Raw genomic sequence first — 24,440 nt, 5'->3', positions numbered from 1 at the left:
AATACCAAATGACAAATGCAATAGAGAGGACGGAATTGAGGTGGAATTGCCGCCACTGCGATTGCGATCGCCTTTCATGTTTATCAACAAAACTTATGCAAGCCGACAATAGCGGAATTTCTGGTGGCAGGCCCATACAACGATTGTAAACAGTGTGTGTCGATGGAGGTGCGGAAATGCGGATTGCGTTCTACGCACCGTTGAAATCCCCGAACCACCCCATTCCATCCGGCGACCGCCTGATGGCGCGCCTGCTCATACGCGCTCTGGAGCTTGCCGGACATTCGGTCGAAATCGTCTCGCAGTTCCGCAGCTTTGCAGCGACACCGCAGGAGGCGGCCGGGCAGCGGGCCGCCGCAGAGGCGGAATTGAAGCGCCTGCGGGACGACTGGACAAGCAAGCCGCGCCCCGACCTCTGGTTCTGCTATCATCCTTACTACAAATCGCCCGATGTCTTCGGGCCGGCACTCTGCCGGGAGTTCGCCATCCCATACGTCACAGCCGAGGCGTCCTATTCGGCGAAAAGAGATGCGACGGAATGGGGCGAGCAACAAAGACTGGTCGTGGACGGCGCCCGCGCGGCAGCCGTCAACATCATGTTCACCGAGCGCGACCGGGCCGGGTTGGTACAAGCCCTACCGACGGGTTCATTCGCCGCCCTGAAGCCTTTCATCGATACAACGCTTTTGGCGACCGCCCCGCCTCAGGTGAAGCCGGAACGCCTCATCGCCGTCGCAATGATGCGTTCCGGCGACAAGATGCAGAGCTACACGATGCTCGCGGCGGCGCTGCAGCACCTCGGGGATCGCCACTGGACGCTGGCAATCGCCGGCGATGGGCCGATGCGGGCCGACGTGCGGCAGTTGTTTGGCGCCTTCGAATCGGATCGCATCGAATGGCTCGGAGAGCTCAGCGCCGGCGAAATCGCTGATGAGCTCGGCCGCTCCGGCATCTACGTATGGCCGGGTTGTGGAGAGGCCTACGGGCTTGCCTATCTGGAGGCCCAGGCGGCGGGACTACCGGTGGTCGCCCAGCGGACTGCGGGCGTTCCCGAGGTGGTTATCGACGGCGTCACCGGCCATCTGACGCCCGCAGGCGATGTGCCGGCCTTCGCAGCCGCAATCGCGGCTTTGCTTGACGAGCCCGTCAAGCGCTCGACAATGGGCGCAAGCGCGCGTCACTTCGTTCTGGAGGAACGTTCGCTCCAGGTTGCAGCCAATGCGCTCGATGCCATTCTGCAGACTTATGTGAGACGAAAAGCATGACCGACGATCAAAACTGGACGCCCCTCCGGCAGGAACTGGACCGCTGGCGGTCGGCAGGTCGACAGGCACGACTTTGGTTGCGCGACGACGACGCAATCGAGCCGACCGATGCACTCGAGCGCCTGCTCAGGATAACCCGTCAGTCTTCCGTCCCACTCACGATTGCGGTTATTCCGGCGTCGACTGGCGAAGCCTTGGCAACGCGCCTCTCCCGGGAAGATCACGTTCTTGTTGCCGTCCACGGCTGGTCGCATGCAAACCATGCCGGGCCGGACGAAAAGAAACAGGAGCTCGGCCGCCACCGACCGGCGCATACCGTGCTTGGGGAATTGCGCGATGGCCTAGTCACGCTCCAAGATCTTTACGGTCCAAGGCTTTTGCCCATGCTGGTGCCGCCTTGGAACAGGATAAGCGAAGAGCTGGTCCCGCAGCTTGGCGCGCAGGACTTCGATGGGCTGTCCGTATTCGGCAGAGCCAAGGCCGGCAACCCGATCCGCCTGCTGAATACCCATGTCGATGTCGTCAATACCCGCCGACAGCGCGGCAACCGTCCGCATGCGGATCTGGTTGGAGAATTGGTGGTGGAATTACAGGCTCGCTTTGCTGGCGACGATGAGCCGATCGGCCTACTCACCCACCATCTGGTGCATGGAGCGTCGGAATGGGAATTCCTGGCCCGTCTCTTCCGGGAAACCGAACATCATCCCGGCGCCATCTGGATGTCGGCGCGCGATCTGCTTAGCTGATTTCGAGGACCTGATTGTCCCTGGCGGCGAAAGCCCTTGGGAACGAAGCCCGTGCTTCCTGTTCCATCTGCTCCAGCTGCGTATCCGTGCGCGACGGGGCATGGTGGAACAGGGCAAACTGCTTGGTTCCGGCCATCCTGGCGAGTTCGACGCCATGCTGCCACGTGGAGTGGCCGAAGCCTTTGAAGCGCTGCATCTCGTCTTCGTTATAGGTGCAGTCGTAGACGGCGAGATCGACGTCTTTCATCATTTCGAGCGCAACCGGATCGTAGACGCCGGGGATATGCTCGATGTCGTAGATCAGGGCCACCGAGCGTCTCTTCCATTCGATACGGTAGCCGATCGCGCCGCCGGGATGGTTCAGCATGAAGGTCTTGATCTTGATACCGGGCCGCGGCTCCAGCGTCTGACCCGCATGAAAGTCGCGAAAGCTCATAGTCGCCTGGCAGATGTCGGTTTTGACAGGAAACCATGGGGGGCTGATGAACTGCTCGATCATCTCGCGGGTGCTCATCTTTCCGTCGAGATGGCCGGACCAGATCGTCAGATCGATGGTGGGATAATAGATCGCCTTGAAGAACGGCAGGCCGATGATGTGGTCGTAGTGACAATGGCTGAAAAACAGGTCGACGTCACGGACGTCCTCATTCAGCATGGCAAGGCCAGCTTCGCGTACGCCCGATCCGGCGTCGAAGATCATCCGGTGTTCACCGCAGCGAATTTCGATGCACGAGGTGTTGCCGCCATAGCGATCGAATTCGGGGCCCGAGACCGGGATACTGCCGCGAACGCCCCAAAACTTTACCTGAAACAGATCTTTACTCATCGCGTCTTCAAATTGGGCCAACCCCACAACGCTATCGTAATCATATCATGATTAGCAAGCGAAGCGTGGAATTCCATGGGCGACCCCGTATCGTTGGTATCGTTTCTACCGGCTATCAGTTCAACTGGTAGATTTTCCTAAGCAATCGATTTTTGCTTCGGAAAGCAACTGCCTATGGTTTGTTTTCGGTAAACGGGCCATAACGCTTGGGCAGGACAGAAGCGACACGGTCCGCATTTCTTTGTATTAGATGGTTGCTCGGCCCTCCAAATACAATTGTCGGCCCCTTCGCCAAGAGTATGAGGCGCTGGGACATTGGAGGGCAACGCGACGATTGCATCGCCGGACTTAATGAAGCCCTCCAACACCCAGCAGACGCTCAACAGTGTCGTGATCGTCAGACAGTGCCTTCGGCGCACCGGCCCAGGCAAGACGCCCGCGCTCGAGCACGATCACGCGGTCGGCAAAATCCAAGGCGCTCTGGATACGTTGCTCGACAAGAAGAATGGTCATGTCGCCGGTCTTGGCGAGCTCGGCGAAAGCCGCCATCAGTTCCTCGCAAATGACGGGCGCCAACCCCTCGAGTGGCTCGTCAAGGAGAAGCACCGACGGGCGGCCGAGGATTGTGCGCGCCGTGGACAGCATCTGCTGTTCGCCACCGGAAAGCTGGTTGCCGAGGTTGCGGCGTCGCTCCTTCAAGCGCGGAAACATCCCGTAAGCTTCCTCAAGCGCGCTCTTTGCACGGCCTTTCAGGCCAACGAAAAGGTTCTCCTCGACCGTCAAGGTCGGAAAGATGCAGCGCGCCTGCGGCACATAACCCAATCCCCTGTGAGCACGTGCAGCACTTGGCATCGCCGTTACATCGGCTGCGCCGATGCGTATCCTACCATCATAGCGTTTGGTCTGTCCGGCCAGCGTCGCAAGTAGCGTGGTCTTGCCCATGCCGTTGCGACCGAGAACGGCGAGGCGCGCGCCGGCAGGAACGGAGAAGGAAACGCCTTCGAGAACGCGTGTCGGTCCGTAGCCGGCGGACAGGTTTTCGACCTCAAGCGGCGTGGCTGGCATTGGCATAGCTCCCGAGATAGGCCTGGCGAACGCGGGCATCCTTGGTGACATCGGCAGGCGATCCGTCGAAGATGATCGCGCCGGCAGCGAGAACGACGACGCGCTTGGCGAAGCGGAAGACGAGGTCCATATCGTGCTCGATCATCAAGACGGCGAGATCGGCGGGCAGGTCGGCAAGCGCCTGCTCGATGCGGCCGGTATCGCTCTGGGGGACACCGGCCGCCGGCTCGTCAAGCAGCAGCACCTTCGGCCGCAGCGCCATGGCGACGGCGATCTCCAGGAGACGTTGCTGGCCGTAGGCAATCTCGTTGACCTTGCGATGCATGAGATGAACGATGCCGAGCGTTGTGAGCAGGTCGCATGCCTCGTCCATCACATCGGGCATCGCAAGGAAATTTCCGAACATGCGACCCGTGCGTCCCTGACGCTGGAGGATGGCAAGGGCCACATGCTCGGCCGGCGTCATCTCGACGAAGAGCCGGGTAACCTGGAAGGAGCGCACCAGGCCGCGCTTGACGCGGCCATTGGCCCCGATCTTGGTGACGGTCTCGCCGGCAAGCCGGACATCGCCGGAATCGGGCTGAAGGTTGCCCGTCACAAGATTGACGAATGTCGTTTTGCCCGCTCCGTTCGGTCCAATCAGCGCCACGCGATCGCCCGGTGCCATCGACAGCGACACGTCGTTTGTCACGGCAAGGCCACCGAAGGATTTCTTCAGGTTGAGGACTTCGAAGACGGCGCTCATTGTCCCGCCTCCTTCTTGCGGTTCACGAAGGCTGCGGCGGAACCATAGAGCCCCTTCGGGGCAAACAGGACAACGGCGATCAACAGTGCGCCGACCATCGTCAGCCAGTGGAACGGATTTGCCGCCGAGACATAATCCTCAAACAGCATGAAGATTACAGTTCCAGACAGCGCGCCAAACAGCGAGCCCGTGCCGCCGAGGACGAGCATCACAAGCGACTCCGCTGACAGCGTGAAGGAAAGGCTGTCGAGGCCGACGACCTGCGTGGTGATGGCGTTGAGTGCCCCACCGACGCCGGCGACCGCTCCCGAAATCACGTACATCTTCATCAGGGCGGCTTTTGGCGAGGCGCCCATCGCGCGCACGCGGACCGGATCCGCCTTGATGGCGCGACACAGCATGCCGAAGGGCGAGCGCACGAGCAGGCGCAGGATCACAAAGACGATGAGCAACAGGACAATCGCAAAGACATAGGCGGTATGGCCATAGAGATCGAACTCGAAGTAGCCGAAGATCGGATCGGCAGAGATGCCCGACAGGCCATCGCTACCGCCGGTCCAACTGGCCGCCTTGTTGGCGAACTCGTGGAAGAGATTGATAAGCGCGATCGACAGCACGAGCTGTGGCAGGCCGTGGCCACGCAGGATGACGGCGCCGCTGACAAATCCGGCTACTGCCCCGCCGACGATGCCTGCAAGCGTCATCAAAAGCGGATCGTTGATGCCGTAGTGAGCCGAGACGATGCCGGCCGCATAGGCACCTGATCCAAACAGGGCCGCATGGCCAAGTGTCGCAACCCCGCAGTAACCGGTGACGAGATCAAGCGACAAGACAAGCAAGGCGGCCGCGACGATACGCGTGAGCAGCGCAAGATTGTCCGGAAACGACAGGTAGCCGATCGCGGCAACGACGACGATGGCGGCGATACCCGCCACATCACGCCCCATCGAGCGACGCGGGCGGGCGGGCATGGAAATTGCTGCTTCGGTATTCATGACGATAGCCATTCTATTTCGTCCTTCCCGCAAGGCCACGCGGGAAGATGCAGATGATGGCAATGACCGCGAGATAGAAGAAGAATTCGCCGAACTCCGGCATCAGGTAGCGTCCGGTGGTGTCGATGCCGCCAAGCAGGAGACAGGCCAGCAGGGCCCCAGGGATGGATCCCGCGCCGCCGACCGAAACCACCACGAGGAAGGTCACCATGTATCTGAGCGCATAGTAGGGTTCGACGGGCAGCAGTTCGGCGCCGACTACGCCGCCGAAGGCGGCAAGCCCGACGGCGGCCGCAAAGCTCAACGCATAGATGACCTCGGTGCGTACCCCGAGCGCTGCGGCCATGGCGGCATTGTCGACGGAGGCGCGCAGCTTCACCCCGAAGCTTGTTCTTTCGATCGCGTACCAAAGCCCGACGGCGACAGCGAGACCGCACAGGATCGCAAACAGGCGATGGACTGGGATGGTTCGGAAGCCAAGATCGGCCGAGCCCTGAAGTCCTGATGGTAGCGGGATCGTCTTCAGCGTTGGACCGAAGACGTAGTTTGCAATACCGATGATGCAGAAGGTGATGCCGATGGTCATCAACACCTGCGTCAGTTCCGGCGCCCCATAGATGCGCCTATAGAGAAAGCGTTCGACAGGAATTGCTATGATCACCGTACCAACGACAGCAGCAATGACCGCAACGCCGTAACCGAGCCCGAGATCGCGCGCCGCATAGGAGGCGATGTAGCCGCCGATCATGGCGAAAGCGCCGTGCGCAAGATTGACGACGCGCATCAATCCCATTGTCACCGACAGACCGATCGAGATGACGAACAGCACCATGCCATAGGCAAGCGCATCGACGGCTATGCTGAAGACTGTTTGCATGAGGTTATCCCGATGCTGTTGGAGCGGGCCGGAGTTGCGGTGCTTGCAGCGCACTCGGCGCCGCCAGCATTCTCCGGTCCACTGCAGATATCAGAAGCCGTTACTTCGCAGCCGCAAGGCCAGGATCACCCTGTTTTTCGAACGTCTGGACTTCCTTGTTGTAATAGGTCCCATCATCGGCCTTGGTGACTTCGCGCAGGTAGATGTTCTGCGTGATGTGGCGGCTTTCCGGATCGATCGAGACCGGACCACGCGGGCTGACCCACGTCAGCCCCTTGACGGCCTCGACAGCCTTGGCCGCGTCCTGCTTGCCGCCGGTCGCCTCGATCATCTTGTAGATGACATGCATGCCGTCATAGGCGCCGACGGCCGGGAAGGACAGCTCCGCCTTGTTGCCGATCGCCTTGGCTGCGGCTTCGACAAACGCCTTGTTTTCAGGAGAGTCATGCGAGACCGCATAATGGAAGGTCGTCTGAATGCCGAGAGCAGCGTCACCAAGTGCTGGAAGGTCGGATTCCTGCGTCAGGTCTCCCGGCGCGAAGAACTTGATGCCGGCGGCCTTGAGACCGTTCTCGTTGTAGGCCTTGACGAAGCCGAGCGTCGTCGGACCGGACGGCAGAAAGGCAAAGACGCCCTGCGCGCCGGAATCCTTGATGCGCTGCATGATCGGGCTGAAATCGTTTGTCGACAGCGGCATGCGGATCGCCTCGACGACCTGGCCGCCTTCCTTTTCGAAGGCTGCCTTGAAGGCATTCTCGGCGTCGACACCCGGACCGTAGTCGCTGACGACTGAGATGACCTTGCTGACGCCGGCGTCATGGGCGACCTTGGCAATCGGGGTCGAGGTCTGCCATGTCGTGAACGAGGCGCGGACCACCAGTGGGCTCTTGGTGACGATCGCCGATGTGGCAGCATTCATGATCACGAGCGGCGTATTCGCCTGCTTCAGGATCGGTGTCACGGCCATCGCATCAGGCGTGAAATAAAAGCCGGCCAGGTACTGGACCTTTTCCTTGACGACCAGTTCCTGCGCCAGTGCCTTGGACTGCGCCGGATCGGCGGCCGGAAGATCGCGGTAAATGACTTCCACAGTATTGTCGCCGACCTTGTTGCCGTTGATCGCCATGTAGGCGTCAATACCGGCCTTGAAGTTCTTGCCCTGCAGGGCAAATGGACCGGAGAACGGCCCAACGACACCCACCTTGACGCTGTCGGCGTAGGCCGCTGTGCTCATGACGATTGCCGCAACCGCGGCCAGGACAAACCGTTTCATAAATCCTCCCATTGACGATGGCGCACTCCCACGCCGGATTAGCTCGGAGCTAAATCTTGGCGATAGTGTCTCATCCCAAACGGTAATGTAAAATGAAATAAAAGCCGGAATTCATACTTCTAGGGTTATGAGTTTCGCTGCCCAATTCGCTTGATATGACCGGCCAGTTCAAGCGCCAGACGAAGCGAAGCGGCTGTAGCCATAACCATTTGCGGCAGAATAAGCCATTCGAGCATCCAGGCCGCGCCCGATCGCTCCTGTTCATGCACCAGCGACTGATGGCAACCGGAAAGCTGGGTCGCATTGAAGCGCGCAAGAGCAACCAGCGCTTCAGCGGCGACCGGATTTTGCTTGTGCGCCATTGCGGACGAACCGCCACCACCGGCAAGCTCGATCTCATCGCCGGCCTGCGCCAGAAGCGCGATATCCTGGCCAAATTTGCCGAGGCTGCCACTGATGAGTGAGAGCAGATTGGCGAAATCAGCGATTATCCCGCGTTGGCTTTGCCATTGCGGCGTGTCGGAAAGGCCGAGTTCCTGAGCAAGAGCAGCGCGTATGGCCGGTGCGTGATCCTGAAGCTTGTCGAGCGTGCCGGCCGCCCCGCCAAACTGCACGGGGAACCGCTGTTCGGTCAGCCGGTCGCGATAGCCGCCGAGCGGCGCGCTCCAGGCACGAAGACGATCCGACACGGTGATCGCAATCGCTGCCTGCATGCGTGTGCGCCCCATCAGGACATTCTTTCCAAACTGCGCGTCGAGATTGTCGAACGCCGTGGCAAGCTGCGAGAGCCGACTTGAAAACAGGAACGCGATTGCCTTGAGCCGAACCATCAGACTGGTGTCGATGACATCCTGGCTCGTGGCGCCGAGGTGAACGCAATCGGAATACGGACTTCCGACCGCCTTGCGAAGCTGTTTGACGAGATCAGCAACCACAACCCCATCGCGGGCAGTGGCCGCTCTCAGATGCAAAACGTCCGGCTCAAACGTCGCGCAAACGGTGCCGATATGGCGTGCGGCCTCGTGCGAAATCAGACCATGAACGGCCTTAGCCTTCGCGAGCGCTGCTTCAAAGCCGAGCATCGCGCGAATATCCGCCTGCGCGGAGAAATACGAAGCAGTCTCGTCGTCGCCAAGCAGGCCGGAGAGAAAGGGGTGATCGTAAGCTGAGATCGTCATCAGTATCTTTCTTGCGGGAACCGATAACTGCGCCCGGAAATCGTCGCGTTGCAAGGTCCCGCAGCCCTGCGGTCAGATATCCAGGAACACGGTCTCCCTGTCTCCTTGAAGTCGAATGTCGAAGGTGTAGGTCGAGCCCTCGCGAACGGCAATCAGCGTGTCGACGCGCTCGCGGTGCTCGATGCGCAACAGCAGCGGGTCGGCCTTGTTGGCCTCGGTCTCGTCGGGAAAATACATGCGCGTGTGCAGGCCGATGTTGATTCCACGAGCGACGATCCAGAAGGTGATGTGCGGCGCCATCTTGCGTCCGTCCTTGAACGGAACGCGACCTGGCTTGACGGTGTCGAAGGTAAATACGCCGTCTTCGGCGCGCGTCGCGCAGCGACCCCAACCGGTGAAGTTCGGATCTGCCGTGCCACGCATTTCAGACGGGCTGTTATAGAGGCCGGCGCTGTCGGCCTGCCAGATTTCGATGACGGCATCGCGGACCAGCGCACCAGCTCCGTCAAGAACGCGGCCGGTCACGGTGATACGCTCTCCGAGAGTCTTGTCGTTGACCATCATCGAGCCAAGGTCGTCTTCATAAACGCCACCGATGTCACAGAAGTTCGGCGTTAGGCCGATATGAACGTACGGGCCAGCCGTCTGCGACGGTGTTTCCTTGAGGTAGCCTGGTTCCTGTACCATCAATTCCCCTCCAGGCGGTTCTCGAACATGGTCGAGCGGCGGCCGCGCAGCACGATATCGAACTTGTAGGCGCGCGCATCCATCGGAATTGTATTGCCCCAGTCGAGCGGCGCAATCAGCTGCTCAATGGCGCGCTTGTCCGGGATCGTGCCGACAATCGGACACTTCCAGATCATTGGATCACCCTCGAAATACATTTGCGTAATCAGACGCTGGGCAAACCCGTGGCCGAAGATCGAAAAGTGGATATGGGCCGGGCGCCAGTCGTTGACGCCGTTCGGCCAGGGATAGGCCCCTGGGCGAACCGTACGGAAAGAATACTGACCGTACTCGTCGGTGATGCAGCGTCCGCAACCGCCGAAATTCGGATCGATGGCGGCGAGATAGGTTTCCTTCTTGTGTCGATAGCGCCCGCCGGCGTTGGCCTGCCAGAACTCGACAAGAGCACCCGGCACTGTCCGGCCACGTTCATCGAGCACGCGGCCATGAACGATGATGCGTTCGCCGATGGCACTCTCGCCTGGCTTGGCGAAGTTGTGGATCAAATCATTGTCGAGCTCGCCGATGACAGAATGGCCGAAGACCGGGCCTGTGATCTCCGAGATCGTCCCGTCGAGCGAGAGCAGTGCGCGCTGCGGAGAACGCAAAACAGAGGTCTTGTAGCCCGGGGTGAGGGCGGGCGCGTGCCACGCGCGATCTCGGGCGAAGAAAGCGCCGGTTTCAGGCTTGCGGTTGGTGAGGTCAGACATACTGTACCTTTCAGGTCGCCTTGCCGGCGTCCATCTGTTCGAAAACGTGCTTGGCGATCTTGATGGCGTGATTGGCCGCGGGAACACCAGCATAAATCGCCACGTGCAGCAGCGCCTCGCAGATGTCATCTCGTGAGGCGCCGGTGTTGGCGGTGGCGCGTACATGCATGGCCACCTCTTCATCCTGGCCGAGCGCGGCAAGAAGCGCGATGGTGACGATCGATCGCTCACGGCGCGTCAGCGTCGGGCGCGACCAGACGTGGCCCCAGGCAGCTTCCGTGATTAGGTCCTGGAACGGCTTGTCGAAAGGCGTCGAACTCGCTTCGGCGCGATCGACATGGGCATCGCCCAGCACAGCACGGCGCGTCGCCATCCCTTGCTGAAAGCGCTCCGATGGCTGGTGGAGTTCACTCATGGGTTCTCTTCTCCATGCAATGCGAAATCGATGAACGCGCGGATGATTGCCGTCAGCGCTTCCGGCTGCTCCACGCAAGGGATATGGCCGGCGTCGCGAATGACCTCGAAGCGGGCATTGGGAATGAGCTTGGCGGTCTGCTTCACAAGGTCGGGCGGTGTCGAGCCGTCCTGATCCCCAACGATGCAGATCGTCGCAACGCCGATCTTGGCGGCAGCCTCCGTGTAGTCGGCGTCACGGATCGCCTCGCAGGTGGCGAGATAGCCTTCCACCGGCTGGCGCACGAGCATGTTGCTGTAACCGTGATAGGCCGTATTCTCGGGCCGCCGGAAGGCCGGCGTGAACCACAGCTTCATGACACCATCGACAATACTGCCGATGCCCTTGCTGGCAACGGTTGCAATCCGCGCATTCCAGCTTTCGGCAGTACCAATCTTGTGCGCGGTGTCGCAAAGGATCAGCCCCTGCACCATGTCGGGACGCGCCTTGTAGAGCGCCTGAGCAATCAACCCGCCCACCGAAAGACCGCAGATGAAGGCCTGCTTGACCGCCAAAAGATCGAGCAAACCGGCAAGATCGGAGGCATGGTCTTCGATCGAATAAGGAACCTGACCGACATCGGAAAGCCCGTGGCCGCGCTTGTCGTAAACAACGATCGCATAGTCCCCGGCCAGTCGCACGATCACGTCACGCCAGATGCGGAAATCGGTGCCAAGCGAATTGGCAAAGACAATGACCGGCTTGTCGGCGGGGCCGCCGATCAGCTGATAATGGATCGCGATGTCGTTGATACGAGCAAACTGCATGGCAAATCTCCTCTCCGCGCCCATCCCCATGCAAGCCGCAGTCGACCTGACGAAAAGATCCTGCACAGACCCTGGTTCAAACTGGATGTTTAATATGGTTAGGTAAAATGATATTTCGTGGCGTTTCGATAACTCCGGAGTTATGAAAACCATGATCGACAATCGCGTCAAGTTTCGTCATCTGCAGACGTTTGTCGAGGTCGCTCGTCAGAAAAGCGTGATGAAGGCTGCCGAGCTGCTCAACGTCAGCCAGCCCGCGGTGACGAAGACGATCCGCGAGTTGGAAGAGGTGCTTGGTGTGGCCGTCTTCGAGCGCGATGGACGCGGCATCAGGATCACCCGCTATGGCGACGTCTTTCTCCGGCACGCGGGGGCGGCGCTGACGGCACTGCGCCAGGGGCTTGATTCGGTCTCGCAAGAGCGTTTCGGCGAGGCACCGCCGATCCGCATCGGCGCGCTGCCAACGGTATCGACGCGGATCATGCCGCGGGCGATGGAGCTCTTCTTGAAGGAGAACACCTGGAGCCGCATCAAGATCGTCACAGGCGAGAATGCAGTGCTTCTGGAGCAGTTGCGTGTGGGGGACCTTGATCTCGTCGTCGGGCGTCTTGCCGGAGCCGAAAAGATGGCCGGCTTCTCCTTCGAGCATCTCTATTCGGAGCAGGTCGTCTTTGCCGTTCGTGCCGGCCATCCGCTCCTTAAGTCGCGCCAGTCCCTATTCGCGAACCTCAGCGAATACACAGTGCTGATGCCCACACGTGCCTCGATCATTCGCCCGTTTGTGGAAAGCTTTTTGATTGCCAACGGCGTGGCCAGTCTACCGAACCAGATCGAGACGGTTTCGGATTCCTTCGGCCGCGCCTTCGTGCGCTCGAGCAACGCCATCTGGATCATCTCGACAGGCGTCGTGGCGAGCGACATCGCCGACGGCTTGCTGGAAGTCTTGCCGATCGACACGAGCGAAACGAAAGGCCCGGTCGGATTGACAATGCGCACCGACGCCATCCCCTCGCTGCCGCTCTCTATCCTGATGCAGACATTGCGGGAAGCGGCAACCGAGATCGCCGCGAAGACCTAGCGACCCTGTTCCCGATACGGCCTGCGTGGTATCGTCCAGCTCGTGCAACTGCGCGTGGGAGCCACACTATGGGAAGTGCAGCCGCATTACATGGAACATGGCGAATGGTGTCTTGGAAACGAAAGACGGTTGCGTCCGGCACCGTTTCCGACGCGATGGGACCGGACCCGGTCGGTTTCTTATCGTATCAACCGGACGGCAGAATGATGGCATTGGTCGTCAGCAGTGAACGGCCCGTCTCTAACGGTAAGATGCCGACCGATTCCGAAAAGGTTGCTCTTTTCGATAGCATGCTCGCCTATGCCGGCACCTACACGTTCGATAACGGCCGCGTTATCCACCATGTCGATGCCAGCTGGAATCCGGCCTGGGGTGTCACCGACCTGGTCAGGCCATTCTCCATCGACGGCAGCAGGCTGATGATCAGCGGCGCGCCGGGTGTGGATCCCACGACTGGCGAGGAAGTCGTATACGAACTCGAGTTCCGAAAGATCTGAGAGCGGGCGAGCAGCGGTGGGACGCATTGACCACCGCCGCTCTCCATGCACCCTTCCGTGGATGGCGGAAGGGGAGCTAGTAGGGAAGACCGACGTAGTTTTCCGCAAGCGCCGTCGAGGCCGCATTTGAATGCGTGAGATAGTCGAGTTCAGCTTCCTGAATCTTTTGGTCGAAGTCACCGGTATCAGGAAACCGGTGCATCATCGTGGTCATCCACCAGGAGAAACGAACCGCCTTCCAAACTCGCGCGAGCGCCCTTTGCGAGTAGGCGTCAATGCCCGCGTTCGAGCGATCCTGGTAGTGCTCTATGAGGCCCGAAAACAGATAATGCACGTCGCTCGCGGCAAGATTGAGGCCTTTGGCACCGGTCGGCGGGACGATATGGGCTGCATCGCCGACCAGGAACATGCGGCCAAAGCGCATCGGTTCGGCAACGAAGGAGCGCAGCGGCGCGATCGACTTCTCGAAGGAAGGCGCGGTAACAAGTGCCTCGGCATGGTGTGCAGGCAGACGTCGGCGCAGCTCGTCCCAGAAGCGGTCGTCGCTCCAGGCGTCGATTTTTTCGTCGAGCGGACACTGGATGTAATAGCGGCTGCGATGCTCAGAACGCATGGAACACAGCGCAAATCCCCGCGGGTGGTTGGCATAGATCAGTTCATGATTGACAGGAGCGACTTCAGCCAGAATTCCAAGCCAACCGAAGGGGTAAACCTTTTCGAATGTGCGCAGCGATTTTTCCGGCACCGCCTTGCGGCTGACGCCGTGAAAACCGTCGCAGCCGGCAATGAAATCGCAGTCTATCCGATGGGCGACGCCATCCTTTTCGTAGCTCACCTGGGGGGCCGTTCCATCGAAGCCGTGCGGCTGAACATTGGCCGCTTCGTAGATCGTCTTTGCGCCGCTGATCTCGCGCCGCTCCATCAAGTCTCGGGTGATTTCCGTTTGCCCGTAGACCATGACGCGCTTGCCGCCAGTCAGGCCAAAAAGGTCGATGCGGTGATCGCGCCCGTCGAAGGCAAGGGAGAAACCGTCATGCGGGAGACCTTCGGCATGCAGGCGCGTGCCTGACTTTGCCTCGTCGATGAGGCCGACGGTGCCTTCCTCGAGCACTCCAGCGCGCACGCGGCCAAGAATGTAGTCCTTCCCGACCCGATCCAGGATGATGTTGTCGATGCCGGCCTCTGTCAGCAATTGGCCGAGCAGAAGCCCTGATGGGCCGGAGCCGATGATGGCTACCTTGGTGCGCATGGCGTCCTCCCGCACTTGTCTTTTGTCAAATTGTGACGAGGCGCGACGCGATCAGCAATGGACAATTCCATCACGAAATTGCACTAATCGAACATGCGGCGGGCGGAGGCGGAAATGGCCAGGATTGTTCCGACATACGAGCTATACGGCGAGAACACCGGTCGAAAGCCAGATTTTTGGCTGCATTGCGAAACAATTCCATCGCGTAGCAGCCTGCATCATTGGGAGATCCGGCCCCATCGCCATGACAGTTTCTTTCAGATATTGCACATAGATAGCGGTTCCGGGGAGGTCATGTTCTCAGGCGTCCGGCGCGCGATCGAACCACAGTCGGTGATCACTGTTCCTCCCGGCGTCGATCACGGCTTTCGCTTTTCCAAGAACATCGACGGCTTCGTCATTACGGTGCTGAGTTCGCATCTGAAGGCAATACCCGGCGACCGCAGCAGGCTCGGCGAGTGGATGGCTTCTCCGCATCTGACGAAACTCGACATGGAAGATGAGGACGCACGCTACGTCGCGACTTGCCTGCAGCGGCTCGGGCACGAGTTTTCGCAACGGCGGGCCGGACGCAATGATCTGCTGGAGTCCTATCTGACGTCGGCCTTGCTACTGACAGCGCGCCTCTCTTCTGAAGGGCAGGAAGATCAGGCGGCCGCCGATGAGAATGAGCGACGCATGGAACTGCTTCACGGCCTGATACAGCGGCATTTCAAGTCGCATGAGCCGGCCGCCTTCTATGCCAGGGCGCTCGGCATCTCGCCGACCCACCTCAACCGGATCGTGCGCGCCACGACCGGCTACGGCGCGCATGAATTGATTGCCCGCAAGCTTCTCGATGAGGCAAAGCGCGAGTTGGTCTTCACCTTTGGCAGCGTCCAGGAGATCGCCTATCGCCTTGGTTTCTCGGATCCCGCCTATTTCTCGCGCTTCTTTCTCAAGCAGGCCGGCCAGACGCCCAGGTCATGGCGCATGGCGGAGCGAGCCAAGCTTGGCGTCTAGCTGCTATCTGACATCAGCATTTGCAAGCAACCTGCCTTAGGCATCGCTCGGCGCACGGACTATTCCCCGGCAAAACTGCGCTGGAGGTGAACGTCGATAGGAGTTGTCAGGCGTTGCTTTATCTGCCGTGAAGCGGCTTACTCGGGTGCGGCAATACGAATAGGGCGGGTTCCGACCGGCGCGCCGGTCGCGCGGTCGATGGTGACGGGATCGATCTCCGTTCCGGTCTCGGCGTCGAAGAAGCGCGTCACCTTGCCCCCGCCGCGGTGCTTGCGTCCCCAGGCGCCGATCGCAAACAGAACCGGCAGAAAGTCGCGACCTGCTTGCGTCAGCACATATTCGTCCCGGGGCGGACGGTCTGAATAGCGGCGTTTCTCCAGCAACCCCTCCTCGGTGAGGGCCGAAAGCCGCCCCGTCAGCATTGTCGGCGCAATACCGAGGCTCTTGCGGAAATCATCGAAGCGGGTCAGCCCCGTATGGGCGTCGCGCAGGATCAGCATGCTCCATGCGTCTCCCACAAGCGCCAGGCTGCGGGCGATCAGGCAGGGTTGGTCCGAAAGATTCTTCATGTCGATATCTTTTCAGTAGTGACTTGATACTGATTTGATAGTAACTGATTGGTCATCGATGTTCCATGACAAAATGAAAGCGGAAGCCGATGAGTAAAAGAGAACGCGGCATTGCCCTAGTCACGGGCGCTTCCTCGGGCATTGGACTGGTGACGGCGCAAGCCCTGCGGCGCGATGGCTACCGTGTCTTCGGCACCAGCCGAAAGCCGATGGCCGATACGCCCGATGGGATCGCGATGCTGATCTGCGATGTCATCGACGACCAATCCGTGCAAAGCGTCGTCGACGAGGTTCTAAGCCGGGAAGGGCGGATCGATCTGCTCGTCAACAATGCCGGGATCGGCTTGCTCGGCGGGGCCGAGGAATCGACGACGGCGCAGGCGAAAGCGGTATTCGACGTCAACGTCTTCGGCACCATGCGAATGACGAATACGGTCCTGCCGGTGATGAGACGGCAGCGCCGAGGCCGGATCATCAACCTTAGCTCCATACTCGGGCTGATCCCGGCTCCCTATAACGCGCTCTACGCATCGACCAAGCACGCCATCGAAGGCTATTCGGAATCTCTCGACCACGAAGTGCGAACGCAGGGCATCCGCGTCGTGCTCGTCGAACCCGGTGTCACCCGCACCGCCTTCGAAGAGAACATCACGCGACCGGACCGACCGCTTGCCGTCTACGATGCGGCGCGCGCCAGCGCGCAGAGGCTGATGCGCGAAATCGTCGCGAAGGGCGATGCAGCCGAGGTGGTCGCCAGAGCCATCGTCCGGGCAGCCAACGCGGCATCGCCCAAGAGACGTTACACTGCCGGAAAAGCGGCAGGACAGATCCGCTTCATCCGCCGCTTTCTGCCCGAGTCCTTCGTCGACAAGAGCCTTCGCAAATTCAACAGGCTTCCCGATTGAGCGTTCATCGCTGCACGACCGGCGCTGCCGGCTCACACAGAAACGAAAGTTCGTATGATGAAAGCATTCCTGATCGATCGCTATAGGAAAGGCGGCGCCCTACAGCTCGGCCAAAGTCCTGAACCGCAGTTGCGTGACAACGACGTCATCGTCGAGATTCATGCCGCTGGCGTGAACCTTTTGGACGGCAAGATCCGGGACGGAGAGTTCAAACTGATCCTGCCCTACCGCCTCCCGCTGGTACTCGGTAACGATGTCGCCGGCGTTGTGGTCCAAGTGGGGGCCAATGTCCGACGATTCAAGCCCGGTGACGAGGTCTATGCCCGTCCGGCCCAGGATCGGATCGGCACATTTGCAGAGTATATCGCCATGGACCAGGCCGATGTAGCAATGAAGCCCGCCAATCTGACCATGGAAGAGGCAGCATCCATTCCGCTTGTCGCGCTGACGGCGTGGCAGGTGCTTGTGGAGCGAGCCAACTTGCGCAAGGGGCAGAAGGTTCTGATCCATGCCGGCTCGGGCGGCGTGGGCACGATCGCGATCCAGCTTGCCAAGCATCTCGGCGCATATGTGGCCGCGACCACGAGCACGGCAAATGTCGCTCTTGTGAAAAGTCTCGGCGCAGACGTCGTGGTCGACTACAAGAAGGATAATTTCGAAAAAGTGCTGCAGGGCTATGACGTCGTGCTGAACAGCTTAGGGAAGGAGACGCTGGACAAATCCCTTGCTGTTTTGAAAGCCGGCGGGAAGCTGATCTCGATTTCCGGTCCGCCCGATCCGGACTTTGCGAGGCAGAACGGCTCTGGCTGGCTCCTGCAACAGGTCATGCGCCTGCTAAGTTTCGGCATCAGGAGAAAATCGAAACGCCAGGGGACCAGCTACGCGTTTCTCTTCATGACAGCGAACGGCGGACAGCTTGGACAGATCACCTCCCTGATCGAGGCGGGTAACATACGCCCGGTGATTGATCAGGTCTTCCCGTTCGAGAGGACCAATGAGGCGCTGGATTATGTCGAAACGGGTCGTGCGAAGGGGAAGGTCGTTGTCGCGGTGAAGTGACGCCGGCTGATTGGCACAGACACCGCAAAGTCGAAGACATGCTCGCAAAACTCAAGAACAGTTGTCGCATTCGCACCCGATGTGAACGCTGCGAACATATCGTCTTCACAAGTGCATACATAGCGCCTGCCAGCATCTTCTAGCTCTGATTTGTGAGCGCCGAGCCTAGCGCAGCACGAGGCGCAGCGCCTTTTGTGTCTCCCTGAGCAGTGGCAGGTAGCGAGCCGGCATGTCCGCGGCTGGCGCGTGCGCGGCCGGCGCACCGATGTTGATTGCCGCCACCGTTTGCCCGCGATCGTTCTCGACAGGAACTGCAATAGAGCAAAGGCCGATTTCCAGCTCCTGATCGATCACGGCGTAACCCTGCTCGCGCACGCGCCGGAATTCGGTCACCAGTTCCTCGACATCCGTCTTGGTGTTCGGCGTATTGGGCTTGAGGTCGGTGCGGGCAAGGATTGCTCTGGCGTCTGCCTCTGGGAGCGCTGCCAGCAGCACACGCCCCATCGAGGCACAGAAGGCGGGAAGACGGCTGCCAGGCGTCAGGTTGATCGACATGACACGACGCTGCGAGGCGCGCGCGATGTAGACGATTTCCGTGTTGTCGAGCACGGAGGCAGATGCGCTCTGCCCGGCTTTTTCTGACAGTTGATCCAGATGCGGCTGAATAAGGACGGGCAGGGGCGTTGCCGAGAGGTAGGCATGCCCGAGACGCAGGATCTTCGGCGTCAGGGCGAAGAACTTGCCGTCGTAGTCGGCATAGCCGAGCTCGGCGAGTGTCAGCAATGAGCGCCGAACCGTGGCGCGGTCGAGGCCAGTCAGCTTCGCGGCCTGCGCAATCGAAAGACGCTGGCGCGTCTCCTCGAAAGCTTCGATCACCTTCAATCCTCGAGCAAACCCGCTGACAAAATCAGTTTCACGCATCGCCGTTCTCCTCGCTATAGTTTGTGCGATATACGAACAAATGTCAAATAACGCACAAACTATTTGACGACGGTTTTGCGGAGGCGCTTATTGCGCGCATTCGACAGCAGATTGCGGGAGGCCATATGGCGAAGATCGTATCGTTGAAGGAAGCCGTCGCCGAGAACGTAAGGGATGGCGACACCGTCGCCATGGAGGGCTTCACCCATCTCATCCCCTATGCCGCCGGCCACGAGGTGATCCGCCAGGGCAAGAGGGACCTTTTTCTGATCCGCATGACCCCGGACATTCTCTACGACCAACTGATCGGGGTCGGAGCTGCGCGCGGCATGAAGTTCTCCTGGGGCGGTAATCCGGGCGTTGGCTCGTTGCACCGTTTCCGCGATGCAGTGGAAAATCAGTGGCCGCGGCCGCTGGAGATTGAAGAACACAGCCATGCCGCCATGGCCAATGCCTACGAGGCAGGCGCTGCGAACCTGCCCTTCGCGGCGCTGCGCGGCTACATCGGCGCCGATCTTCCAAAGGTCAATCCGAACATCAAAACCGTGACATGCCCGTTCACGGGCGAGGTCCTTGCCGCCGTTCCGGCCATTCGCCCCGATGTCACGATCATTCACGCGCTGCGGGCCGACCGCAAGGGCAACGTCCTGCTCGAAGGCATTGTCGGCGTCCAGAAGGAGGCGGTTCTCGCCGCCAGACGCTCGATCGTGACGGTCGAGGAGATCGTCGACGCGCTCGACCCGCCATCGCCGAACTCCGTCGTGCTGCCGACCTGGGCTGTAACCGCCGTCGCGAAAGTTCCAGGTGGCGCATTCCCGTCCTATGCACAGGGCTACTATCCGCGCTCCAATGCCTTCTACATCGCTTGGGACGAGATCGCCCGCGATCGCGACACCTTCCTGAACTGGATCGACGAGAACGTCATGCAGGCAAGCCCCGAAGACTTCGCCAAGCATGCCAAGAAGGTTGCGTGAGGAGGCCAGGATGAACGACTTTACCCCCACCGAAATGATGACCATTGCCGCAGCGCGCGCGCTGACCAATGACGATGTCTGCTTCGTCGGCATCGGCGCACCGTCGGCCGCCTGCAACGTTGCACGCCTGACCCATGCACCGGATATCACGCTCATCTACGAGAGCGGCACGGTCGGTACGAAGCCGGATGTGCTGCCGCTCTCGATCGGCGATGGCGAACTTTGCGACACCGCACTGTTTACCGTCTCGGTGCCGGAAATGTTCCGCTACTGGCTGCAGGGCGGCCGCATCACCACCGGCTTCCTCGGCGGTGCCCAGATCGACAGGTTCGCCAACCTGAACACCACGGTCGTCGGTCCCTATGACCATCCCAAGGTTCGCCTGCCGGGCGGCGGCGGGGCGCCGGAGATCGCCAGCAATTGCGGCCAGATCTTCATCACCATGGCGCTTTCCAAGCGTGGCTTCGTGGAGAAACTACCCTTCATCACCTCGATGGGTCACGGCGAAGGCGGCAATCACCGAGAGCGCCTCGGCATGAAGACCAAGGGCCCGACCCGCGTTATCACCGATCTGTGCATTCTCGAGCCGGCTCCGGTGACGAGAGAACTCACCGTTGTCTCGATCCATCATGGCGTCAACCGCGAGCAGATCGTCGAGAACTGCGGCTGGGCGATCAAGTTCGCCGACCATGTGATCGAGACGCCTGTTCCAACCGAAATCGAACTTGCGACGCTGCGCGACATCAATGCGCGCACCAAGAAAGCCCATCAGGGCAACAAGGAGGCCGCGTAGAATGGCTGACGCTTACATCTGTGACTATATCCGCACGCCGATCGGCCGCTTTGGCGGCTCGCTCTCGACCGTTCGCGCCGATGACCTCGGCGCCGTGCCACTGAAGGCGCTGCTGGGGCGCAACGGCAAGGCCGATTGGGAAGCCGTCGACGACGTCATCTTCGGCTGCGCCAACCAGGCTGGCGAGGACAACCGCAACGTTGCCCGCATGTCGTCACTGCTCGCTGGCCTGCCCGTCTGCGTATCCGGCACAACAATCAACCGCCTATGCGGTTCGGGTATGGATGCCGTGATTGCGGCAGCCCGTGCGATCCGTGCCGGCGAGGCGGACCTGATGATTGCCGGCGGCGTGGAGAGCATGTCGCGCGCACCCTTCGTCATGCCGAAAGCCGAGACAGCCTTTTCGCGCAATGCCGAGATCTACGACACCACGATCGGCTGGCGCTTCATCAATCCCCTGATGAAGCAGCAGTACGGCGTCGACTCGATGCCGGAGACGGGCGAAAACGTCGCCGAGGACTACAAGGTCTCGCGCGAGGACCAGGACGCCTTTGCCGTTCGCAGTCAGGCCAAGGCCGCCGCCGCGCAGGCCAATGGCCGGCTGGCAAAGGAGATCACCTCCGTCTCCATCGCCCAGCGCAAGGGCGAACCCGTGATCGTTGAGAAGGACGAACATCCGCGCGCAACGACGATGGAAGCGCTTGCCAAGCTTTCCACTCCCTTCAGGAAGGAAGGCGGAACGGTGACGGCCGGCAACGCATCCGGCGTCAACGATGGCGCTGCTGCCCTTGTCATCGCGAGCGAGGCCGCTGCCAGGAAACATGGGCTGACGCCAATCGCCCGCATCCTTGGCGGAGCAACCGGCGCCGTGCCGCCGCGTATCATGGGCATCGGCCCTGTTCCAGCCTCGCGAAAGCTGATGGCCCGGCTCGGAATGACACAGGACCAGTTCGATGTGATCGAACTCAACGAGGCCTTTGCGTCGCAGGGGCTGGCAGTTCTGCGCGAACTCGGCATTGCCGATGACGACGGCCGCGTCAACCGAAATGGCGGGGCGATCGCGCTTGGCCATCCGCTTGGCATGTCCGGCGCGCGCATCACCGGCACCGCTGCGCTCGAGCTGCGCCAAACCGGTGGACGCTATTGTCTCTCGACCATGTGCATCGGAGTCGGTCAGGGAATTGCAATTGCCCTCGAGCGGGTCTGAAATGTTGCAAAAAGGAAACGGCGGGGATGCCGCGCCGTTTCCGCTCGGCGCCTGTCTTACGGCATCAACTGGCCACCATTAACCTCGACGATCTGTCCGGTCACGTAGCCTGAGAGCGTCGGAGAAGCGAGGAAGAGATAGGCGCCGACACAATCCTCGGGCGTCCCGACGAACCCCATCGGAATGGATTTGCGTTGGATCTCCATCTGCTCGTCGTTCGTATAGCGATCATGAAACGGCGTGGCGATAACACCGGGCGCCACCGCATTGACACGGATGCGATCGGGAACGAACTCCTTGGCATGGCCGCGGGTAATGGTCGAGACGAACCCCTTTGACGCAGCATAGAGCACGGCACCGTTGCCACCGCCGTTGCGCGCCGCAATCGAGGTCGTGTTGATGATGAAGCCGCCCTGTTTCTTCAGCCAGGGATGGGCTGCGCGCGTGGCGGCAAGCACCGAGCGCGCGTTCAGATCCATGACCTTCGTGTAGTGTTCGTCGGTATATTCGGCGGTCGGCTTGCGGCCAAGCATGCCGCCGGCATTGTTGATCAGCCCGTCGAGATGCCCGAAGGTTCTGGCCGTCTCCTCGACGACGCGTTCCGTCTCGCCCTCCTGCGATACGTCGCCATGAACGAGGTGCACGGTACCACCAGCTGCCCGTATTTCGTCGGCAAGCGCTTCAGCGGGCTCCCGGCTTGCATTGTAGTGAATGCCGACTTTCATCTCCTGGGCGGCAAAGGCGCGCGCAAGCGCTGCCCCGATACCAGTCGAAGCGCCGGTGATCAGCACCGCCTTGCCGGCAAGGTCCGGAATTTTGATGGATGCAAGCAATTGAGCAAGATTTGCCATGGCAGCGATAGCCTCCAGGAAATTGATGGGACGGGTAAAGGGCAAGTTGGTTGCAGGGAGCTTATCAGCCACCATCGACACCCGGCAATGCCATATCCGCTATGGCGCCAGATCGAGTTCCGGATAGTGCCGAAAGATCCCTTCCTCGTTAAAGGCGAGCCGGCGTTCCGACCGTAAATACGCGGCGATGTTCGGCCGCTTGGCGACGGCATCGTGCAGCCCTGTCAGCCCCGGATAGTTGGCCGCATAGGCATTCATGGCTTTCGGAAAGGCATACCGCAGACCCTCAATCACCTGAAATAGCGACAGATCGACGTAGCTCAGCGTATCGCCGACGATGTAGCTTGATCCCCTTTGATTTTGTTGCAGCACTTGTTCGAAGTAACCGAGAAATTTCGGAATGCGTTCAACGATAAAAGCTTGGGAGCGGGCTTTTGCCGCTTCCTTCTGATCCTCGTAGTAGAGCGATGTCGCGATGGGGTGATGCGTGTCGTGCACCTCCGCCACCAGATCCGTGATCGTCAGCTGCAAGCCGTTGGCGACATAACGCAGCTTTTCATCGTCCGGCGCGAGACCGAGTTTCGGACCGAGATAGAAAAGAATGTTGGCCACATGCGAGACAATAAGCTCGCCATCTTTGAGAAACGGTGGCGCGAATGGAATGTGGGGTTCATTCTTGCTCCTCATAAGCTCCAGCATGGCGCCCGTGCCCATCCCGCGTCCGGACTGTCTGGACACGTCGACATAGTCCGCCAGGGCGTCTTCCAACGCCAGGCGCACGAACTCGCCACGGCCTTGAATACCATCCCAATAATAGAGTTCATAGGCCATGAGTTCCTCCCGGTGGCCAGCATCAGTCATCAGTGATGCGTATGCTGCTCGTTGCGCTTGCGGGTCGCAGCGGCCTTCTTTGCAGAAGCGGAGCGCTCGGCTGCGGAACGCGATGCGGAGGCGGCACCGCCTTTGCGCCCACCCTTTTCGGCTGCCTCGTGGGTATCCTTCTTGCCCCGGCCGGAACCGGATTTGTTGCCGCCGCCGCTTTCCTTGTTGACCGTCGCCCACGCCCGTCGTTCGGCCTCCTTGGTGGAAACGCCGCGTTCTTCGTAGCCTTCCTCGATGTGTTCGGCCTTGCGTTTTTGCTTGTCCGTATAAGCGGATTTATCGCCTCTTGGCATGACTGCTTCCTTTCTGACAAAAAAAGGCAACCAACAACTTCGTGAAAAGTTCCAGCGACGCGGCAATGCGCGGGTGGCCGCCTGGCGACTTTGAAAAGAGGCACTCCGACCCCGTCGGCCTATTTGCGATAGTACTTGCGCGACGCCGCCATCATCTTTTCGAAGGTGCGAAAATGCAGCGCAGACCGTGTGTCAGGGAAGAACAATGCGACCAGGTTATCGATCGCATAGACAAGGATCAGGGCGAGGGCCAGATAGGTGATAGCGGCGATGACGAGAACGGTCATTCTACCCTCAACGGCGCAATGAAGGGATAGCACTCCCGATACGAACAAGGATGTGCGAGGGAGCTTCCGCTCATGCTGATACTCCCACTGCCGCTATCAACATCCGAGCGGGAGTTTGGTTCCATTGCCAATTGCCGCCGCAGCATTTTTTCCGCTACGTCAAAGCTATGCGGGTTCATCTGTGGTTCGTCCCCCGAAGCGCCCTTCGCGCTCCCTTGGAAATCGATAGAGCAGAAGCAATGCAAT

The 24,440-nt window shown here is 60.3% G+C and carries 28 protein-coding genes; 10 read left to right on the top strand and 18 right to left on the bottom strand.

The genetic code is table 11. The annotated features are described in order from the left end of the window. Positions 1–176 precede the first annotated feature (176 nt). On the top strand, positions 177–1,265 hold the full coding sequence (locus tag FHX09_RS20945; RefSeq protein WP_183718626.1) for a glycosyltransferase family 4 protein: 1,089 nt from the start codon (positions 177–179) through the stop codon (positions 1,263–1,265). Continuing rightward, positions 1,262–2,011, top strand: a complete 750-nt coding sequence (locus FHX09_RS20940) for a polysaccharide deacetylase family protein (RefSeq protein WP_132588223.1) — start codon at positions 1,262–1,264, stop codon at positions 2,009–2,011. Before FHX09_RS20945 ends, FHX09_RS20940 begins: the two co-directional genes overlap by 4 nt. On the opposite strand, the gene FHX09_RS20935 is transcribed toward FHX09_RS20940, so the two are convergent. The 11 genes from FHX09_RS20935 to pcaD form a co-directional block, all read right to left on the bottom strand. Continuing rightward, the gene (locus FHX09_RS20935) at positions 2,004–2,837 is read right to left on the bottom strand and encodes an MBL fold metallo-hydrolase (protein ID WP_132588222.1); all 834 of its coding nucleotides are present in this window, start codon (positions 2,835–2,837) and stop codon (positions 2,004–2,006) included. The genes FHX09_RS20940 and FHX09_RS20935 overlap by 8 nt on opposite strands. 348 nt (positions 2,838–3,185) lie before the next feature. Further along, the gene (locus tag FHX09_RS20930) at positions 3,186–3,902 is read right to left on the bottom strand and encodes an ABC transporter ATP-binding protein (RefSeq protein WP_132588221.1); all 717 of its coding nucleotides are present in this window, start codon (positions 3,900–3,902) and stop codon (positions 3,186–3,188) included. After that, on the bottom strand, positions 3,883–4,647 hold the full coding sequence (locus FHX09_RS20925; protein ID WP_132588220.1) for an ABC transporter ATP-binding protein: 765 nt from the start codon (positions 4,645–4,647) through the stop codon (positions 3,883–3,885). The genes FHX09_RS20930 and FHX09_RS20925 overlap by 20 nt, the downstream gene beginning before the upstream one ends. Next, on the bottom strand, positions 4,644–5,654 hold the full coding sequence (locus FHX09_RS20920) for a branched-chain amino acid ABC transporter permease (RefSeq protein ID WP_132588219.1): 1,011 nt from the start codon (positions 5,652–5,654) through the stop codon (positions 4,644–4,646). The genes FHX09_RS20925 and FHX09_RS20920 overlap by 4 nt, the downstream gene beginning before the upstream one ends. Position 5,655: 1 nt before the next feature. Further along, entirely contained in the window at positions 5,656–6,519 is an 864-nt protein-coding gene (locus FHX09_RS20915) for a branched-chain amino acid ABC transporter permease (protein ID WP_132588218.1), read from the bottom strand. Between the two features lie 100 nt (positions 6,520–6,619). Next, on the bottom strand, positions 6,620–7,792 hold the full coding sequence (locus FHX09_RS20910) for an ABC transporter substrate-binding protein (protein ID WP_007794999.1): 1,173 nt from the start codon (positions 7,790–7,792) through the stop codon (positions 6,620–6,622). Between the two features lie 125 nt (positions 7,793–7,917). Continuing rightward, positions 7,918–8,970 (bottom strand): 3-carboxy-cis,cis-muconate cycloisomerase, encoded by a 1,053-nt coding sequence (locus FHX09_RS20905; RefSeq protein WP_132588217.1) that lies wholly within the window; start codon positions 8,968–8,970, stop codon positions 7,918–7,920. A 72-nt stretch (positions 8,971–9,042) separates the two neighbouring features. Continuing rightward, the gene (pcaG, locus tag FHX09_RS20900) at positions 9,043–9,657 is read right to left on the bottom strand and encodes a protocatechuate 3,4-dioxygenase subunit alpha (protein ID WP_132588216.1); all 615 of its coding nucleotides are present in this window, start codon (positions 9,655–9,657) and stop codon (positions 9,043–9,045) included. After that, complete coding sequence (pcaH, locus tag FHX09_RS20895; protein WP_132588215.1) at positions 9,657–10,406, bottom strand: protocatechuate 3,4-dioxygenase subunit beta; 750 nt, start codon at positions 10,404–10,406, stop codon at positions 9,657–9,659. Before pcaH ends, pcaG begins: the two co-directional genes overlap by 1 nt. A gap of 10 nt (positions 10,407–10,416) precedes the next feature. After that, positions 10,417–10,821: a 4-carboxymuconolactone decarboxylase gene (pcaC, locus tag FHX09_RS20890; RefSeq protein ID WP_183718628.1), complete on the bottom strand. Its 405-nt coding sequence runs from the start codon at positions 10,819–10,821 to the stop codon at positions 10,417–10,419. Then, the gene (gene pcaD / locus FHX09_RS20885) at positions 10,818–11,627 is read right to left on the bottom strand and encodes a 3-oxoadipate enol-lactonase (protein WP_132588213.1); all 810 of its coding nucleotides are present in this window, start codon (positions 11,625–11,627) and stop codon (positions 10,818–10,820) included. The genes pcaC and pcaD overlap by 4 nt, the downstream gene beginning before the upstream one ends. 151 nt (positions 11,628–11,778) lie before the next feature. Between pcaD and pcaQ the strand changes: the two genes are divergently transcribed. Continuing rightward, positions 11,779–12,705, top strand: coding sequence for a pca operon transcription factor PcaQ (gene pcaQ / locus FHX09_RS20880; protein WP_132588212.1), 927 nt, complete (start codon positions 11,779–11,781; stop codon positions 12,703–12,705). Between the two features lie 68 nt (positions 12,706–12,773). Beyond that, positions 12,774–13,202 carry a lipocalin-like domain-containing protein gene (locus FHX09_RS20875; RefSeq protein WP_132588211.1) on the top strand — a complete coding sequence of 143 codons (429 nt, stop codon included), beginning with the start codon at positions 12,774–12,776 and terminating at the stop codon, positions 13,200–13,202. A gap of 76 nt (positions 13,203–13,278) precedes the next feature. On the opposite strand, the gene pobA is transcribed toward FHX09_RS20875, so the two are convergent. Then, positions 13,279–14,451, bottom strand: coding sequence for a 4-hydroxybenzoate 3-monooxygenase (pobA, locus tag FHX09_RS20870; protein ID WP_132588210.1), 1,173 nt, complete (start codon positions 14,449–14,451; stop codon positions 13,279–13,281). 114 nt (positions 14,452–14,565) lie between these two features. Between pobA and FHX09_RS20865 the strand changes: the two genes are divergently transcribed. After that, positions 14,566–15,453, top strand: a complete 888-nt coding sequence (locus FHX09_RS20865) for a helix-turn-helix domain-containing protein (RefSeq protein ID WP_183718634.1) — start codon at positions 14,566–14,568, stop codon at positions 15,451–15,453. Between the two features lie 137 nt (positions 15,454–15,590). Here the strand turns inward: FHX09_RS20865 and FHX09_RS20860 are convergent, their stop codons facing one another. Beyond that, a complete protein-coding gene (locus FHX09_RS20860; RefSeq protein ID WP_132588208.1) occupies positions 15,591–16,022 on the bottom strand; it encodes a helix-turn-helix domain-containing protein in 432 nt (143 codons plus the stop codon). Positions 16,023–16,111: 89 nt separating this feature from the next. On the opposite strand from FHX09_RS20860, the gene FHX09_RS20855 reads away from it, so the two are divergent. Next, positions 16,112–16,927, top strand: a complete 816-nt coding sequence (locus FHX09_RS20855; RefSeq protein ID WP_183718636.1) for an oxidoreductase — start codon at positions 16,112–16,114, stop codon at positions 16,925–16,927. Between the two features lie 57 nt (positions 16,928–16,984). Next, positions 16,985–17,986: an NADP-dependent oxidoreductase gene (locus FHX09_RS20850; protein WP_184450580.1), complete on the top strand. Its 1,002-nt coding sequence runs from the start codon at positions 16,985–16,987 to the stop codon at positions 17,984–17,986. A 165-nt stretch (positions 17,987–18,151) separates the two neighbouring features. Here the strand turns inward: FHX09_RS20850 and FHX09_RS20845 are convergent, their stop codons facing one another. Next, positions 18,152–18,907 (bottom strand): IclR family transcriptional regulator C-terminal domain-containing protein, encoded by a 756-nt coding sequence (locus FHX09_RS20845; RefSeq protein WP_132588206.1) that lies wholly within the window; start codon positions 18,905–18,907, stop codon positions 18,152–18,154. Between the two features lie 125 nt (positions 18,908–19,032). Here FHX09_RS20845 and FHX09_RS20840 point away from each other — a divergent pair, with 125 nt between their 5' ends. The 3 genes from FHX09_RS20840 to pcaF are packed head-to-tail and all read left to right on the top strand — an operon-like array spanning position 19,033 to position 21,881. After that, positions 19,033–19,881 (top strand): CoA transferase subunit A, encoded by an 849-nt coding sequence (locus FHX09_RS20840; protein WP_183718640.1) that lies wholly within the window; start codon positions 19,033–19,035, stop codon positions 19,879–19,881. Positions 19,882–19,891: 10 nt separating this feature from the next. After that, complete coding sequence (locus FHX09_RS20835; protein WP_132588204.1) at positions 19,892–20,674, top strand: CoA-transferase subunit beta; 783 nt, start codon at positions 19,892–19,894, stop codon at positions 20,672–20,674. A 1-nt stretch (position 20,675) separates the two neighbouring features. Further along, the gene (gene pcaF / locus FHX09_RS20830; RefSeq protein ID WP_132588203.1) at positions 20,676–21,881 is read left to right on the top strand and encodes a 3-oxoadipyl-CoA thiolase; all 1,206 of its coding nucleotides are present in this window, start codon (positions 20,676–20,678) and stop codon (positions 21,879–21,881) included. Between the two features lie 56 nt (positions 21,882–21,937). Here the strand turns inward: pcaF and FHX09_RS20825 are convergent, their stop codons facing one another. The 4 genes from FHX09_RS20825 to FHX09_RS20810 all read right to left on the bottom strand — a co-directional run bounded on the left by FHX09_RS20825 (position 21,938) and on the right by FHX09_RS20810 (position 24,194). Beyond that, positions 21,938–22,732 carry an SDR family NAD(P)-dependent oxidoreductase gene (locus tag FHX09_RS20825; RefSeq protein WP_132588202.1) on the bottom strand — a complete coding sequence of 265 codons (795 nt, stop codon included), beginning with the start codon at positions 22,730–22,732 and terminating at the stop codon, positions 21,938–21,940. Positions 22,733–22,831: 99 nt separating this feature from the next. Further along, positions 22,832–23,563 carry a glutathione S-transferase gene (locus tag FHX09_RS20820; protein WP_132588201.1) on the bottom strand — a complete coding sequence of 244 codons (732 nt, stop codon included), beginning with the start codon at positions 23,561–23,563 and terminating at the stop codon, positions 22,832–22,834. Between the two features lie 29 nt (positions 23,564–23,592). Then, entirely contained in the window at positions 23,593–23,907 is a 315-nt protein-coding gene (locus FHX09_RS20815; protein WP_183718642.1) for a plasmid stabilization protein, read from the bottom strand. 119 nt (positions 23,908–24,026) lie between these two features. After that, positions 24,027–24,194 (bottom strand): hypothetical protein, encoded by a 168-nt coding sequence (locus tag FHX09_RS20810; RefSeq protein WP_007795061.1) that lies wholly within the window; start codon positions 24,192–24,194, stop codon positions 24,027–24,029. Between the last annotated feature and the right edge of the window lie 246 nt (positions 24,195–24,440).

The organism is Rhizobium sp. BK538 (assembly GCF_014197575.1).
In the GTDB taxonomy this organism is placed as follows: domain Bacteria; phylum Pseudomonadota; class Alphaproteobacteria; order Rhizobiales; family Rhizobiaceae; genus Rhizobium.
Note: the sequence above shows the minus strand (reverse complement) of the source record. Positions and strands in the feature narration are given on the sequence as shown.